This window comes from Paraburkholderia bannensis NBRC 103871 (assembly GCF_000685015.1).
Taxonomy (GTDB): Bacteria; Pseudomonadota; Gammaproteobacteria; order Burkholderiales; family Burkholderiaceae; genus Paraburkholderia; species Paraburkholderia bannensis.
The window spans coordinates 242514-257197 of sequence record NZ_BAYA01000007.1 but is presented as its reverse complement, the minus strand read 5'-3'; the positions used below and the strand labels follow the sequence as shown (position 1 = coordinate 257197).

Genomic DNA, 14684 nt, shown 5'->3' with positions numbered 1-14684 from the left:
TCCGTATATTGTTGTGTGCTCAAGTTTTTGAATCTGATGCCGATAGGTGCGGACATGACTACGACACTGACAAAGGCTCAAGCCGAAGCCATCCTCGACACTGCGACGAAGCTTTTTGACCTCGTCGTGGAAGCCAGGCAGATCGCTGAGGGGTCTCCGGAGGCTCAGGAGATCTACACGAGGATCGTTCACGGCGCGCTCGGTGATGCTGCGCCGACGGCCACCGTGAAGGACATCCTTACCCTGCTCGGTGCACGCGGGCTTTACGACTAGCGGCACACCTCACCTCCCGAACGGTCGATACGCTCGATCTCTGCGAGGATCAGCGCGCCTGCCTTCACCAGATCGCGGCGCGGCGTGGTCGGCTTCCACCATGCGCGGGCCCAGTCGCACGGCCAATGGGGCGGCGGTACATCGATCCGCGTCCAGCGATGCGTAATTGCGTAGCAGGCTGCGGCGGATGCCAATTGCCCGAGGTCGTTTCGATCGTCGTGCGTGGCCGTTCGGCCTTCTTCGATGGCTTGCCGAACACGCTCGGCGAGCACGTCGCGCGCGGCGGCGCTCATCGGCGCGCCGAGTTGCATCGCGCGCGGCGTTTCGCGCAACACCTTCAGGTAGCCTTCGCGCGATTCGACGCCCTCGCGCAGCCCTTCGTTGTCGTCCATCTGGCCGAGCGAGAAGCCAGCCTGCAGACCGCGGCTATAGTGCATATCGCAGAGTGCGTCCGAACGATCTTCGCTGACAACGCGCGCTGCTTCAGGCAGCGGCGAATGCTTCGGCTTGGCCGCCTGCTTGGCGCTGATCTTCGCGACCGTTTCCGGCACGCTGATGCGCGCGAGTTCCGTCTCGCCGTCGGCGTGCATGTCCAGGCTGTTCGCGAGGCACAGCGCGGCAAGCGTGACCATGACGCCGCCGACTTCCTGATGCGGCTCGCCGACCGGGCGGCCGAACGCGTAGTCGACCAGCTGGTGCGCTTCGCTCGCGGTCATGCCGCATGCCTGCACCAGCTCGGTCGCCTCTTCGAAGAAGCGATGATTGCGCTCGGCGCGATCCGCCGAGATCTCGGCGCCGAAGCATTCCATCATCCACGGCTGCACGCGGGCCTGAAACGGCGCACCTGCATCAGTCGTCAAGCTGGGCGCGGGTCGCGCGGCGATGAGATCGAAGAATTGCTCGTCCACCATCTGCGAAACGTCCGCGTCGATGCTCTTCTGGTTTTCAATGAACTCTGCAATTCCTGGGAGGCCGTTTTTCTTGGCTAGATCAATTCCCTGAGACGAGGCAGAGCCGCCGATATTCGCTTGCCCTGCGCTTCCAGCGACGGATTGCGGGGTGGTGCGTATCGCAGCGACAAATTCGAGAATTTCGGCATCGTCCACGCGGGTGGTAAAGATGCGGTCGGCGATTTCAAAAATTTCTTCGCACACCGCACGATCGTCGAGCTGCGTGTTTTCGTTGCTCATTGTGCGGCTCCCTTATCTGCCTGGCGTTGCTGGATGCGCGCGCTGAGTTCACGCATGCGCTGGCGCTTCAAAGCGTTCTCAGCTTCGTACTGGTCACGACCGAACATCGCGCAAGGGCCGTCTTCGGTGTCGTAGATTCCCAGCAGAAGCCAGCCTTCTCCGGCGGGCGCCGTAGGCGTCCATTCGGAGCAATTCGAGAGCCCTTCCTCGTGATAGCGCTCCGAAAAATCGGGCAGATCGCTCTCCATCGAACGGAACCACGTCTCGATTCCGAACGCACTGAGAAACGCATCGGCGTTCGTGCCTTCGTCGCAAATCGGATAGTCCGGGTGCGAGAGCCAGCCGTTCTCGTCGCGCAAAATCTTGCGCGGAGTCAGCAATTTTTTGCGCAGGCCTTCGAGGTTGATCGGTGCTGCCGTAGCAGGGGCAACGCAAGCAGCGTAAATCGGCACGACCGCGCGCGATGGCGGGTTTGCCGCGTGCCAGAGCGAGACATTCGATTCAGCCTCGTTTGCGAATTGGGGATCGCTCAGCTTCTCCAGCGCAGTTTGCTCGACGTAGCCGATCGGCGACGGCGACGCGTCGACGCATTCTTCCTTCGCGGCGGCGCGGATGTTCGCCATGCGCTCAGCTGCCGTGAGATAGCCTTCGTGCAGCCCTGCGGTGAGCGTCCATGCTTCGCCGCGCTCGTTCTCCATGCGGACGCGCGACAGGCCCAACAGATCGCGCTCCAGCGGGCCAGCGAAGCGGAGCTTGGAGCCAGATTGCGGATCTGTCAGAAGCCAATCGGTAAGTTGCGCTGCATCGCGGCTGAGGGAAGGCGCGCCCACATCGGCTGAGGCAGCCTTCACCGTCTTGAGCGCGGCGTGCGCACGCCGCAGTGCAGCGCGCGAGCGCGGGCCGCAATTGCCTTCGTCAATCAGCCACGCGAGTTCGAGCACGAGATCCGTCTCGGCACCCGGAATCTCATCATCGGCTGCCGAAGCAGGCGCGACGGGAGCGGCGTAGATCGGAAGGTAGTTGCTCCCAGTGCGCACTGATACCTGCTTGGCAGTGAGTTCGTCGTCCGTCCAGTAATTGCCGCCAAGCACATAGCCATACGGCTTCTTAGGCGCTTCCGCTGCATCGGAAAGGAGAGCGGCGCGCGCCGTCTTTACTGCGCTGTCCAGCGTGTCGATGAGCGAGTCATCGAGCGCGGCCGCGCGATCGGCGGATACCACGTTGTCTGCCGCATCGAGGGCGGCGGTCAGTGCTTTTGCATCCATGGTTCAATCCTCGTGAGTGTGTCAGGCGGCAGTCCAGAGCGATTTCTGGCCGCGTAGCAGTTCGTCGGTGTCGACGCGCGGGCGCGCCGGTGTGTTCCAGTTGCCGCCGCCGCGCTGACCGATGAGCTTCCAGCCAGCTGCGTGCAGGCTTGCGCCACCTTCAGACGGCAGCGTGTAGGTGATGAGGCGTGCGTAGCCCATCGCTTTCGCAGCGCGCCACGCCGCGCCGTAGAGCATCGAGCAGGCGTTTTTCGTGCCGTCGGTGCAGCAGCGGTTGACTTCAAGCGTCCAGCCGTCGTCGTTGCCGCGCGCGACCGGTCGCCCGATGATCGCGACGCCGCAGACGCCGGTTGTCTCGTAGGAGCCCATCAGCATGTTGTCGGCAACCGCGATGCTGAATTTGTGGCCGACGACTGGCTTGTGGTGCCGGTGATGCACAGCCACGAAGGCATTCGCCTCTGCCAGTTCGATCGGAACAATCACCAAGCTCATATGCGTCTCTGCTTTAGTGGTGAGTCATCGCTTCGTCGGCGCATTCGATGAAGATTGCGGCTTGGCGCGCGTTGATCGCGTTGCCGTAGCCGCGGGCGCGGCATCGTTCCACTGCAATGGAAGGCTCATCGCCAGACAGTAGGCCGCTGTAATCACCTGCCATGAGTGCCCGGAGTCGAGCAGCCGCGTTGCGAGACTCGGCGAATGGCGCTTGCGCTGCGAGAGAAACGCGTTCGATCGGCTGATGTCTTTGCCGTCCCGTGCGCATGGAGTTGGCAACGAAGTAAAGTCGGTTTCGGATGTGATCCGCGCCCGCGCCAGCTGCACTGGTAATTGCCGCTGCGCAGGCGTAGCTCTCCGATTCCAGGTGATCGAAAACGCTGTCGAGCCATGTGAGGCCATCGCGGCTTCCAACCTGCTCACCAAAGCAAACGACAGGTCGGCACTCGCGGATGAGATCGAACCAGGTCGGGAAGAGATGGCGGGAGTCGTCGAAGCCAGCTCGCTCGTGCGCGACGGCTGCAATGCTGAACGGCTGGCAGGGGCAAGATCCCGTCCAAACAGGTCGAGAGTCGTCCCAACCGGCCATGCGTAGGGCGAATGACCAGACGCCGATTCCGGCGAAGAAATGGCACTGCGTGTAGCCTCGCAGATCATCAGGTCGGACATCTTCAATGCTCCTTTCGTCAACGTCGCCGGCGGCGATGTGCCCGGCGGAAATCAGGTTGCGCAGCCACTGCGCGGCGTATGGGTCGATCTCGTTGTAGTACGCGGCCACGGCGTCTCTGCTTTAGTGGTGGGTCAGGCGGTACGCGGCGAGACGCGGGCGCCCAGCGTCGTCGACCAGGTGCTCTGGCACCTCATCGCGCATGCACATCGGAACGTCTTTGGATGGCTGCCCGCATGTAAAGCAGGTTGCGCCAGTGCAAGCCGCGCTTTGCGGAAAGCCGTTCGTGCAAATCTGCCCACGCCTGAAAGCGGAGCACCACTTCGATCGTTGCATGCTCGTCTCACTCAATCGGTTGGGGTTCACGCGTGCCGCGCACCAGTGCAAGGAGTTCGGGCGCGACATCGAAGAAGCCGAGTGCGCCCTTGCACGGGACGAACTGCGTCGGCTTGGCGTCGGCGATCTGGAAGCCGAACGAGCCCTCGATGTGCCACGGCGACCTAGCGCTCGCCGGCGGCACGCAGTCGGTGATCGTGGCGATGCCGACGATCCCGCCGCGCTGAAGCTCGTTGCGGTCGGGCATCTCAAAGAAGAGCTCGGGCGGGATTCCTTCACCGCCGAATACGAAATCCTTGGCGAAGTCGTACTCGTCGCGCGTCATGCCCTTGCCGGCATGGATGAGCACCGGGCCGCGAAACTTCGTCGCCCAAGTGCGGTTCTCGATGTCCTTGTGGCCGTTGGCGACGAGCCACGCCCATGGTTGGCGGATCGACAGTGCTTTCATGTTCGTCTCAGGTTTGCGGTTCAAGCTGCTTGCGGACTGCTGCGGCGCGTGACTGCGAGCAGCCAAGAAACTTGCGGATCTCGTTCACGGTCGCGCGCACCTGCCCGGCCTTGATCGCGTCCTTGACTCGGGTAACGTCGTCACGCTGCTCCATGACGGGCAGGCTCAGCAGTTCGGCGGGCGCGGGCACTACAGGCTGCGCGACCGGCGCGGCGGCGGCCGGTGCGGCAGTCACGACTACCGGCACGTCGATACTCTCGGGCGTGACTGGCGTTACCGTTACTGCGTTACTCCCTTGCTGGGCGGGCGTTACCGGCGATTCAGTCACGACGCTAGTCACGGTCGCGGGGCGCAGCGCGAGCAGCCAGGCGAAGCACGCGACAGCCTCAAGCACGCCCGCGAACGCCAGCCCGGCGATCAGGTCGGCGCGCGCGGCGGGCAGGCCGAACGCGGTCATGGCGCCCGTTACCGGGTCAGCGAGGGCGGCGGCGCGGGCAGCGGTGGCTCGGTCTTGCGCGGCCTCGGCGCGGCGCGCTTCGTCGCGCTCGACGTCGAGGGCATCGACGCGGGCCGCGGCGGCGGCGCGCTCTGCAATCAGGTTCGGGCACGTGGCGACGCAGCGACGCGCATTGGTGCGGGCCAGTCGCGTTACTGCGTCTGCACGGTCACGTGCGATCTCGGCCAGTCCGCGTCCCTTTGCCGTGACTGCCGGCACCGCGGCGGCGCGCAGTTCACCCGCATGCTTCTGCGCCATCAGAAAGAAGACGGCATGGCCGTAACACGTTGCGGCGATGCAGCCAATCCAGAGCAGTGCGCCGACGGCGCGCACGCCGCGACCGTGGGCGCGCACCAGCGCGGGCAGCAGGTGGGCGGCCACGACGAGCACGACGCCGACGGCGATCCACAGCACGCGCTCGGCGAGGAGCCCGCCACGCTGCCAGCCAGCCATGATCGAGAGGCAAGCTGCAGTCGCGGTCGCCGCGACTGCGAGTAATGCCGGGAGAGTGCGCATCGGCATGGTCATGCCTTAGGAAAGTCGTCATGCGTGCGGCCGTCGAGATGGCGGCCAGCCTTTTTCTTGCCACACCGATACAGAACGGGCTCATCGTCGTAATGAATGCTCTCCGAGCCTTTTGGCGTGAGTTCGCCGAACATCCATTTGCCGTCCCACCAGTCCGCAGTGCGCTCTGTGCGCGTCAACGGGCCACCGCAGCTTTCACCGGGCGCCCACTCGCCCCACTGCTTGAAAAGGAACGGCACGCCGACTGCCTCGCACTGGTCACGAATATCGCGGGCCCAATCTGGATGCATCGGACGCGCACCGGGGCCGCTTTCACCGCCGACGATCACCCAATCGATCTCGGGCGAGCTGTAGCCGGATCCGTCCTCGGCGTATTCCGTGGTTGGGCCGTGAATCCAAGGCGCGTCGGCGGGGCAGTTCTCGCACGACTGCATTTCCTGCATGCAGCAATTGCCAGTGGGATCGAACCACGCCAGGAGATCGACTGGGCCAAGCAGCGGCTCAATGGAAAGGAACCGGCGGCGCGCCGGGGTCATCAGCAGCTTTTCGATGTCGCGATCGGCCTCTTCCTGATTGACGATCGTCGCGCCGAGCCAGACGTTGTCGGGCAGATGACCAGGAATCACCGAGACCATCATGGGCACGTTGCCAATGCGCTTCGTCAGCAGAAGCCAGTCCAGATTCGGCGTTTCGTTGATCAGCTTGAAAAGCTCCTCGCGCCACGCTGGATCGATGGCGTTATCGAAGACATCCGCGAGTGATGCGCAAAACACGCGTTGACGACGACCATGCGCAGCGAAGAACTCGGCATGCGCCGCGTTCCACGCGCGCGGCTTGCGCCAGTTGGCTTCCGACGTGCGACGGCGCGGTGCGCCCGGCCCCCAGTTGATAGCGGTGCCGCCGGCATAGCGCGCATTGCGCGTCTCGGCATAGCAGTTATCGCAACCCGGGCCGACCTTCTGGCAGCCTTCCCACGGATTGAACGTGTGGTCAGTCCACTCGATTTTGCTGTTCTCGCTCATGCTCTTCTCGTGATTGGATGGCTGGTGCCGTCAGGCGGCTGCGGACGCTGTTTGTGCGGCTGCAATCGCTTCTGCAGCGTTAGCGAAGCGACAGCGGGCCAGGAAAGCGTCGTCACGCGAGCTGGGCAACGGCTCGTATTCCCAGTCGCCGTCCTTGTTCAGGACGTCGCTGCCGCGCTTCGCCTTCCACAGATAGCTGCCGTCCATCTGCGACGTGCGCTCAATCGTGATCTGGCAGTAGGGCGCGCCAATCTCGATCGCATAGCTGGCAACTGCGACACCGGTCATTGCCTCTTGCGCAGCAAGAGCGGCGGCGATGCGCGGGTGCAGTTCGATCACGTCCTTCGTCAGATCGATCAGCTGGTTCGAAGGGTTGCTCAGCGTCGAGTAGCCGCCGATCACGCGCCAGATCGCGCCAGAGTTCTCGGCGATCTTCTTGAGGCGCTTGTGCAGCGCTTTCAGGTGGTCGATGTCGTCTTCGTCGAACCAGTCGGGCACTTCCGCATCGTCGTCGGTGGCCGGGTGGTCGCCGCGGCTGATGGCATCTACGAGCCCGGCGAGTTCATAGGTCACTTCCATGTCGGCGGCGTCGGCGCGCGCCATCTTCATCTTGACGGTCGTGTTCATGCTGCCACCCGTTCTGCGCTGACTGCAGGGACGACAACGTTCGGCGCGTCGTGCCAGTTGCGGGCCTCATGCGCGGTGAACTTGCCTGCCTTCGATCGATCAGTGGTGTATCCCCGGAAGTTCGTGCAGTGATACGCCTGATGCTCCATGTGCCAGACCAGGAACAGTTCGGGGCTGCCGGGGAAGGTGATGTCTCGCAACTTCGCCGCGCGTTCGAAATCCATCTTCTCGATCGCACGCGACATCTCGCGCTCAAGGCGGCTACGACGCAGTTCACCGTTGCGCTTGATGCGCAGATTGGACGGCGACACCGTGAATAGCTCGAAGTCGGCAAGATTCTGATAGTCGTACTTCCCGCTGACGACCCACCACATATTTCCGGTGTTGTAGTACGCGGTGCCTTCGCAGATTCGGCCCTTGCGGTCGCAGAACCAAACCCGTTGGCCGTGTTCGAGCATCGCACCGTTCGCAGACTTGCGGTTGTAGTTCAGCGACCCGCCCAGCCTTTCAGCGTATGCATCCCAATCACCCTTGAAGTGGGAGCTTTCGGCGTAGAGCATACGGAGCGCGTCCAGCGCCGTCACATCAAGCGGCTTACGGCGGCGGCCGCGCTGATCATCGTCGAAGCTGTAGCCGTCGAGCGCGTTGCAGAGGTAGTCGCGAATTCGGCGTCGCGTGCGCTCCATTTCGAGGCGCATCATGTACGGCATGAGCGATTCTTGGTCGAACTCGTAGCGGCCACCGTGATCCGGGCGATTGGGCGCATTCACGTTCTGGAACATGTCGAACTCGATGCGGCCGCCACTCATCTTCAGGTCGGCGCGCAAATCTCCCTTGCGGGCATAGCGATTGTTGTTGCCCGTGAAGATGTGAGTGTTAGGGCCGACAGTCCATCCAAGGCGGCGCAGCGTCTGGACGATGCGCGCGAACACGTCTCGCTTGAACTCACGCTCAAGGCGCAATTGTTCCGCCCAGACGCGTGAATGAACGCCGTCCTCGCGCACAAACAAACTTGCATCGCCGAACCGAATGACGCCTGTGCGTTTGATCGGTGCTTTGGTCAATGGCATGATTGATCTCGAAAAAGAAGGGCCGGTACTGCGCCCTCAAAGCCGCAGCTCGGTGGAGCCGCCGGAGCGATTAGGCGGCGGCCGGCAGGCCGTCGTAGTTGCGATCCGCGAAATCCGGATCACCGGGAAAGCGTTGCGTGCCATCGGCGCGCTGCCAGCAGAACAGCGAGCCCTGGCGGTGCGGAAACCAGTAGCCTTCGCACGTGCACGTCATGCGTGTCGTGTTGCGGCGATTCATCCAGCGGTCTACGCGGTATTCGCGCTTGCCGCAGACATCGCAGGCGGGCAGTCGCAAGTACTCGGACAGCTTTCGCTTCAGGCATCGGCGCGTCGTGCAGTGGCGACAGCGAACGTGGCAGCGCATCGCAACTACTCCCACGCGCGCGGGTAGGGCTCCGCGTCGTGCATAAAGGGGCTGCTGACGAACTTCAGCGACTGGCGCTCGCGCTTGAGCAACTTCGCCGCGCCGAGTGCAACGGCAGCGCCAACGATCAAACCAATTGGGACTGCTACGCAAATAACTTCAATCAGTACCATCGGTGAGCCTTTACAGGATCAGGTGCAGCGATGAACGTTGCAGGCCTTCGGCGCGTTCAGTTCGTGCAGCTCAGCTTGAGCAGCCAAGAGAGCGAGCAGGACAGGAATCGCGATCGAGAGGCGCATGCAGAGCTTGAGCGTATCCATCACGCACCAGCACCAGCGCGCAGCGCGACGATCAGATACCAGCCCAGGCCGACGCCAGCGAAGAGGCCAAATGCAGCAATGCGCGTGACCTTGCTGTAAAGCGCATCGCACTGGAGCAGCAGGGCGTTGTCAGCGACGGAGCGGTTCATGCGTCGCCTCGTGTTGCGATCATCATGTCGGCGAAGTACCAGCGCCACGCAAAGAATTCCGCGACTCGCTGTTCGGCGTCCCACGCCTCGACTGCTGCAATCGCGTGGCGATACTTCGCGTCGAATCCCTTCACGTTCGCGCCGACATCGCTTTCGTCGAGCCAATCGCCGAGTCCCTCCCATTCCCTGTACTGCTCTTCGCTCAATTCTTCGCGCGGTACAGGGACGATGGGGCGCGGCGTCGCGGGCTTGTGCTTAAACCACTTCGGGATCTCGCTCGGCGCGCTGGTTGCGAACGAGTCGCGCAATGAAATGAGGCTCATATCTCAAGCTCCGGTATCTATCGCAGCACTGAGCGGGGTGCGTCTCGTCCTAGTTCACATGCGGAGATCGCTACGGGCTATTTTTGGGAAGTCGCCTCGACGAACTTCGAGACGCCCCCGCTCAGTGCTTCGTTGTGTTCGGTAGTGCGTGGAAATGATTATGGCAAATGCACTAGATGATTTCAAGTGCAATAGCAATAATTCGATGCACTCACGCAAATCGTTTGCCAACGTTTACGGAGCGAACACCACAGGTGTCGGCAAATAGGAGGGTAAATAGCGGAAAACCGTAAAGTTTTGTTGCGGGGATGCAACGCACTTTATGCCAAAAGCATTCGCTATTTGTATTCGTATGAAGAAAAAAGCCCCGCTCAATGGCGGGGCTCATTTGCACTAGGCGAGGGGATGTTTATAGCTTCGAGGCGTTTTCCGTACTGGTTTGCTCGTCGGCCTTCGCGCGAGCCTCCCAGTACGCCCTATCGCTGATCATGACTTGCGCAGTATCGACTTGTCCGGAGCGCTTCTCGGCGGTGATCGTGACGTGCTTGCCGACCCATTGCAGCGTTTCGTTATCGAACTCAGCGCCAGCTTTCGATTGCACCTTGCCGACGGTGTCCTTGCTAGGCTTTCCGTAACGCTGAATCAGGACTTTCGCGAGCGCAGTGAAGTTGTCGCTGGAAGTCCCGAGGACAAACGAGTTGGGCACGCTATTGTCGAGCATGACGTTCACGCGGTAGCCGAAACCGAGGTCGGGAAGTCCCAGCAAAGATCCGTATGTCGACCGGCTGTCGCCGTCGTAGCAAAGATAGCCTGGTCGTGGGTTGGCGACGTGCGCGACGAGCATCGGACAATCCGGCAGCGTCTGCGCGTCTGGAATCGACTGGCCAAACTTGATGCCTAAGAAACCGTCAGGTTCCTGCGCCCACTCGGGCTGGTGCTGGGGCTTTTCCTGTTTCGCTGGCGCCTTTGCGTGCGCCAATGGCAAGCCAATCGCTGCTGTTAAAGCCAGCAGCGCTCCAATTTTTCTCACGTTTTTCCCCGGTATCTCAGTGTGTAGCGAACCCGGAACCTGATCGATACACGCATTCTCCAACGATGTGGACGCTATCCATATCCTCGGGCCCTACCTCGACATCTGGGTAGGATGGGTTGAACGAGTGCAGCACCAGGCGGCCGCCGGGTTTCTTGAATATTTGCTTTACGAGAGGCTCGTCTTCGAAATAGACCGCATAGATCTTTCCGTCTTTGAGGGCACGCTTGCTTTCGTCGATCATGAAGACGTCCCGGTCGAACAGGAACGGCTCCATGCTGTCGCCACGCACGCATACCAGCTTGCAGTCTTTCGGACGCGCCCCGATCGCCTTGAAGAACGACTCGTTAAACGGGAGGGCCTGCTTTTCCCGCACTTCCCATTGAATCAAACCTTCGCCCGCCGAAAAGTGGTAGTCATAGCGATCGATCCAGACGCGATTATCCCCGCGCAGGTCTTCTTCGCTGCCCCAGACGGCCACATTGCCCTTGTCCTGAGGAATGCGGTAGCGCTCCTCAGGCGATGCCTCGATCGGTGTTTCGACGCTCTTCGGCCCCTTGCCCGAATTCAGCCACTCAACGCGTATCGCAAGTGCTTCGGCAATCTGGACTAAGTGCTTACTTCCTTGATTCCGTCCACTTTCGATATTAGCAACTGTCGACTGGCTTACGCCAGCGCGCTTTGCGAGGGCAGTTTGCGATAGACCGGCGTCTTCCCGGCAGGATTTGAGGCGTTCAGCGAGTGTTCTCATAGTGCAATCGTAATAGATCGGCCTACCCCTTTTGCCTTCACTTCAATTCGTTATGCACTTGCAAGGTAAGTGCAAATGCCATAAAGTGTCGCTCATGGACGCCAAAACCCTCATCGACGAACTAACAGCAGCCGGTCTGACGCAGATGGAAATTGAGCGTCGGAGCGGCGTTGACCAGTCCACCATTTCCGGAATCAAGACCGGGAAGCGGGGAAAGCGTCCGACATATCAAACGGTGGACGCGCTGAAGCGACTGCGTGACACGGTTGTCCGCGCGGCTAAGCGAAGAGGGCAACTGGCCACCCACCCGGAGGCAGCCTGAAATGAAGAACCTGTATGCGCGATTCGTGCTGTTCCTGATCCGCCCGGCAGTGCAGCGCGCCCTGCACGAAGGATTGAAGCAGGGCGGCAAGCATTTACCCAATCGAGTCATTGTCAGCGGATGGTCTGCGGACGATTCGCGGCTGACCGAAAAGATCAGCCTTTCGGTACGAGCCGCAGTTGCGGAGCGGGAGCGCGCAGGCGCTTGATCGCTAGCTCGAAGGCAGCGCGGTCTAAGTCCGTTCGCTCGCGTTGATCCGACAGCGATTCGAGTGCGCTGGCCAAGATTTCGCTTACGCCAGGCTCCATTGCATCGAGATACGCGAGCAGTGCGGTTATCACAAAGTAATTCGCTCGGCACTGGACATCTAGTCTCGACTCCAAATCCGCTTCTGGATTGCCGTTTTCCATGAGGTTCCTTTGTAGACAGGGTTGTGTGAGAGCTGCCAAGTCTACCGGCGAAAGCCAGGAACCTCACCCTAATAACCACGGAGCATATATGCACCTTCCGCAACACCAAGAAATGCTGCGCAACGCGGCGAAACACGGTGGCCTGCCGGCCGTCATGCAGATCATCCGCGAAGAAAACCCCGGTGCGCTCCACACGGAAGTCACGCTCAGCCAGCGCCGTTTCTTTCATCAACCCGCGCGCGACATTCCGCTTGCGGGCTTCGAAAAGCACGTTGACTGGGTAAAGGTCGCCGAGGCGACGCGACTCGCTCACCGACACAGCAGCGGTGCCAGCGCTGCGAGCAAGAGCAGCGAGGCAACCGATGAGATTGCTGCGTTGGCTTGAGGCAGTGCGAGAGTTCGCCCAACTCCATAGAGCGGAGCGGGCGAGGGAGAGGCGAAGCGATTCCCCGCGCGTCGCGTTGAAGCAGTACCGACGGTAACCGTCAGCATCGTTTTCATTTTTCTTATCCCCGATTTGTTGCGTCTTGAATGGACTTTAGTAGTCCTGACGTCAATAAAAAACGTCTATTTGGAGTTGCGATTGAACGTGACCGATACCGCGCACGCAGTGGCGCATGAATACAAGGGCGGCTGCGAATCGCTCGCGCCGCGTATGGGCTTGTCCGGAAACATCCTTCGCAACAAGGTCGATCCGCGCAAAGACAGCCACAAGCTCTCGCTCGACGAAGCCGTGCGCATGACCGACCTGACGGATGACGACCGAATCCTCGAAGCGTGGGCGCGTCAGCGTGGCTACACGCTTACCAAGCTGCCGGACATCGAAGGCTGCAACGACGCGGCGATCGTTGAACTGATGGCGGAGGCATGGTCTACGCACGGCCTGGTGGGCAAGGAAATCGTCAAGACGCTCGAAGACGGCCGCGTCGAGCACAGCGAGGTCGAGCGCGTCGAGAAGTGCATCTTCACGCACGCGCAGGTGCTGTTCAACATCACCGCGCGTCTGCGCGGCATGGCGGAGTGACCCACATGCGATCCACGCATACACAGCGCGCGGCATACGACGCGCTCGACGGCGGCGCGCGCCGCACGCAGAAGCAGATGATCCTCGACCTGTTCTACAGCCCGCACCAGACGCTCACACGGCAGGAGATCGCTGACCGCACGAACATGCGCCTCGGCAGTGTCTGCGGTCGCGTGCGCGAGCTGATCGAGGACGCGAAGCTGGCCGTTCGCGGCACGCAGAAATGCGCGGCGACGGGGCAGCTGAACGAAACGCTCGGCCTGGTGGCGGCGGGCTGAGCGAGGCGACGATGAGCAACATTCTCGTGAAGCGCGCGTGGCGCACGCAATTGCCGAGCACCCAGAAGCTGCTGCTTCTTGCGCTCGCCGAGCAGGCGGGCGACAGCGGCGACGCAATGCACGCTTGCTGGCCGACCATCGACCGCCTCGCGGAAGTCTGCGGCGTCACGCGCATGACGATCTCCGTCGCGCTCAATGCGCTGGAGGCGCGCGGGCTCGTGACGCGCCAGCGCCGCGCTCAATCGTCGTCGATCTACCGCCTTCACCTTGAGGCGGAGGCCGCGTGAGCATCAAGGTCATGGACAAGGTCTGGGATCGCTACCCCGAAGGCGGTGGCGAACTGAACCTCGCGCTCAAGCTCGCCGACTACGCCGACGACGACGGCACGCACATCTTCCCGAGCATCGAGACGATGGCGGTCAAGACGCGTCAATCCGAGCGGGCGGTGCAATACCAGATCAAACGCATGCTCAAACGCGGCTGGCTGATTCTGGTCGCTAATGAAGGCGGTGGGCGTGGCCGTGCCCGCGAATACCGAATCAGTGCTGATTGGCTGAACGGTGCAGATCTTGCACCCATTCAGTCTGGCCCAAAGGGTGAAGAAATTGCACCCAATGGAAAGGGTGCAAACGACGACGTAAAGGGTGCAACTGGCGACAGAAAGGGTGCAATTCAGAGCGCTAAAGGGTGCAAAGCTTTTGCACCCGACTCGTCAGGAACCACCAAAGAACCGTCAGAGAACCGTCAAGGCGCGCGGCAAGCGCCGCGAATTGCGTTGCATGCCGAACTTCGAGCCATCGAATTGCCTGCCTGGCTGCCCGCCGAATCGTGGCTCGACTGGTGCGAACACCGTGAGGCGAAAGAGAAGAAAGCCGACGTTCCCTGGACGCGTCCCGCAGCGAAGGTCACGTTGAAGAAGCTCGCGAAGCTTCACGAGCTGGGCCGCGATGTCGTGACGGCAATCGACGAATCGGTGTTGCGCGGCTGGACGGGCATCTGGGAAGCGAAGGATGAAGCGACTGGCGACACGACCACTGGCGGCGCGCCGGACGGTTGGTGGCTGGGCGAGGCGGGTTGGCGCGAACAGGGCAAGCGTCACGCCATTGACCCGGCGCGCTTCCAGTACTTCGAGCAGTTCAAGGCGAAGGTCTGCAAGGTGCTCGGCCCGGGCCCTTGGATGGAATACCTGCTCGCCGCAGTCAGCCGAGAGAGCGAAGAGCGCGGCGAAGCGCTGTACGCCTACCTCAACGATGTTCGCCGCGAGCAAAGCGACCAGCAGGACGCAGGTTGAGCGGGCAACGA

General features: G+C 61.8%; 24 protein-coding genes. 8 read left to right on the top strand and 16 right to left on the bottom strand.

Annotated features, from left to right (window positions below):
• Positions 1–54: 54 nt before the first annotated feature.
• Entirely contained in the window at positions 55–273 is a 219-nt protein-coding gene (locus BBA01S_RS14615; RefSeq protein WP_156965953.1) for a hypothetical protein, read from the top strand.
• On the opposite strand, the gene BBA01S_RS48090 is transcribed toward BBA01S_RS14615, so the two are convergent.
• The 16 genes from BBA01S_RS48090 to BBA01S_RS14525 form a co-directional block, all read right to left on the bottom strand.
• The gene (locus BBA01S_RS48090; RefSeq protein ID WP_063750543.1) at positions 270–1463 is read right to left on the bottom strand and encodes a hypothetical protein; all 1194 of its coding nucleotides are present in this window, start codon (positions 1461–1463) and stop codon (positions 270–272) included. The two genes, BBA01S_RS14615 and BBA01S_RS48090, sit on opposite strands and share 4 nt — an antisense overlap.
• Complete coding sequence (locus tag BBA01S_RS45170) at positions 1460–2728, bottom strand: hypothetical protein (RefSeq protein ID WP_052391756.1); 1269 nt, start codon at positions 2726–2728, stop codon at positions 1460–1462. The genes BBA01S_RS48090 and BBA01S_RS45170 overlap by 4 nt, the downstream gene beginning before the upstream one ends.
• Positions 2729–2749: 21 nt before the next feature.
• Positions 2750–3220 carry an XF1762 family protein gene (locus BBA01S_RS14595; protein WP_027817104.1) on the bottom strand — a complete coding sequence of 157 codons (471 nt, stop codon included), beginning with the start codon at positions 3218–3220 and terminating at the stop codon, positions 2750–2752.
• A gap of 13 nt (positions 3221–3233) precedes the next feature.
• Positions 3234–3998 (bottom strand): DNA cytosine methyltransferase, encoded by a 765-nt coding sequence (locus BBA01S_RS41295; RefSeq protein ID WP_052391755.1) that lies wholly within the window; start codon positions 3996–3998, stop codon positions 3234–3236.
• A gap of 232 nt (positions 3999–4230) precedes the next feature.
• A complete protein-coding gene (locus BBA01S_RS14580; protein WP_027817103.1) occupies positions 4231–4671 on the bottom strand; it encodes an ASCH domain-containing protein in 441 nt (146 codons plus the stop codon).
• A gap of 7 nt (positions 4672–4678) precedes the next feature.
• Complete coding sequence (locus BBA01S_RS14575; protein ID WP_042297147.1) at positions 4679–5689, bottom strand: hypothetical protein; 1011 nt, start codon at positions 5687–5689, stop codon at positions 4679–4681.
• Between the two features lie 2 nt (positions 5690–5691).
• A complete protein-coding gene (locus BBA01S_RS14570) occupies positions 5692–6714 on the bottom strand; it encodes a phage Gp37/Gp68 family protein (protein WP_027817101.1) in 1023 nt (340 codons plus the stop codon).
• A gap of 30 nt (positions 6715–6744) precedes the next feature.
• A complete protein-coding gene (locus tag BBA01S_RS14565) occupies positions 6745–7341 on the bottom strand; it encodes a hypothetical protein (protein ID WP_027817100.1) in 597 nt (198 codons plus the stop codon).
• Positions 7338–8411 carry a UvrB/UvrC motif-containing protein gene (locus tag BBA01S_RS41290; protein WP_042297146.1) on the bottom strand — a complete coding sequence of 358 codons (1074 nt, stop codon included), beginning with the start codon at positions 8409–8411 and terminating at the stop codon, positions 7338–7340. Before BBA01S_RS41290 ends, BBA01S_RS14565 begins: the two co-directional genes overlap by 4 nt.
• A 70-nt stretch (positions 8412–8481) precedes the next feature.
• Positions 8482–8706 carry a hypothetical protein gene (locus BBA01S_RS14555; RefSeq protein ID WP_245641498.1) on the bottom strand — a complete coding sequence of 75 codons (225 nt, stop codon included), beginning with the start codon at positions 8704–8706 and terminating at the stop codon, positions 8482–8484.
• 74 nt (positions 8707–8780) lie between these two features.
• Positions 8781–8948: a hypothetical protein gene (locus tag BBA01S_RS46825; protein ID WP_156965952.1), complete on the bottom strand. Its 168-nt coding sequence runs from the start codon at positions 8946–8948 to the stop codon at positions 8781–8783.
• A gap of 18 nt (positions 8949–8966) precedes the next feature.
• Positions 8967–9095 carry a hypothetical protein gene (locus BBA01S_RS48445; protein ID WP_281176970.1) on the bottom strand — a complete coding sequence of 43 codons (129 nt, stop codon included), beginning with the start codon at positions 9093–9095 and terminating at the stop codon, positions 8967–8969.
• A complete protein-coding gene (locus tag BBA01S_RS47550) occupies positions 9095–9244 on the bottom strand; it encodes a hypothetical protein (protein WP_167336015.1) in 150 nt (49 codons plus the stop codon). Before BBA01S_RS47550 ends, BBA01S_RS48445 begins: the two co-directional genes overlap by 1 nt.
• Complete coding sequence (locus tag BBA01S_RS14535) at positions 9241–9567, bottom strand: hypothetical protein (RefSeq protein ID WP_027817098.1); 327 nt, start codon at positions 9565–9567, stop codon at positions 9241–9243. Before BBA01S_RS14535 ends, BBA01S_RS47550 begins: the two co-directional genes overlap by 4 nt.
• A gap of 409 nt (positions 9568–9976) precedes the next feature.
• Positions 9977–10597, bottom strand: a complete 621-nt coding sequence (locus tag BBA01S_RS14530) for a hypothetical protein (RefSeq protein ID WP_156965951.1) — start codon at positions 10595–10597, stop codon at positions 9977–9979.
• Positions 10598–10613: 16 nt separating this feature from the next.
• The gene (locus BBA01S_RS14525) at positions 10614–11348 is read right to left on the bottom strand and encodes an XRE family transcriptional regulator (RefSeq protein ID WP_042297141.1); all 735 of its coding nucleotides are present in this window, start codon (positions 11346–11348) and stop codon (positions 10614–10616) included.
• 94 nt (positions 11349–11442) lie between these two features.
• Here BBA01S_RS14525 and BBA01S_RS41285 point away from each other — a divergent pair, with 94 nt between their 5' ends.
• From BBA01S_RS41285 to BBA01S_RS14490, 7 genes are all read left to right on the top strand, one after another.
• Positions 11443–11670 (top strand): helix-turn-helix domain-containing protein, encoded by a 228-nt coding sequence (locus BBA01S_RS41285; RefSeq protein ID WP_042297139.1) that lies wholly within the window; start codon positions 11443–11445, stop codon positions 11668–11670.
• Position 11671: 1 nt separating this feature from the next.
• On the top strand, positions 11672–11878 hold the full coding sequence (locus tag BBA01S_RS46820; RefSeq protein WP_156965949.1) for a hypothetical protein: 207 nt from the start codon (positions 11672–11674) through the stop codon (positions 11876–11878).
• Positions 11879–12168: 290 nt separating this feature from the next.
• Positions 12169–12465 carry a hypothetical protein gene (locus tag BBA01S_RS41280; RefSeq protein ID WP_042297137.1) on the top strand — a complete coding sequence of 99 codons (297 nt, stop codon included), beginning with the start codon at positions 12169–12171 and terminating at the stop codon, positions 12463–12465.
• 198 nt (positions 12466–12663) lie between these two features.
• On the top strand, positions 12664–13104 hold the full coding sequence (locus BBA01S_RS14505) for a phage regulatory CII family protein (protein ID WP_027817094.1): 441 nt from the start codon (positions 12664–12666) through the stop codon (positions 13102–13104).
• A gap of 5 nt (positions 13105–13109) precedes the next feature.
• A complete protein-coding gene (locus BBA01S_RS14500) occupies positions 13110–13382 on the top strand; it encodes a hypothetical protein (protein WP_027817093.1) in 273 nt (90 codons plus the stop codon).
• Positions 13383–13393: 11 nt separating this feature from the next.
• Positions 13394–13669 (top strand): helix-turn-helix domain-containing protein, encoded by a 276-nt coding sequence (locus BBA01S_RS14495; protein ID WP_027817092.1) that lies wholly within the window; start codon positions 13394–13396, stop codon positions 13667–13669.
• Entirely contained in the window at positions 13666–14673 is a 1008-nt protein-coding gene (locus tag BBA01S_RS14490; RefSeq protein ID WP_027817091.1) for a helix-turn-helix domain-containing protein, read from the top strand. Before BBA01S_RS14495 ends, BBA01S_RS14490 begins: the two co-directional genes overlap by 4 nt.
• The last annotated feature ends 11 nt before the right edge of the window (positions 14674–14684 follow it).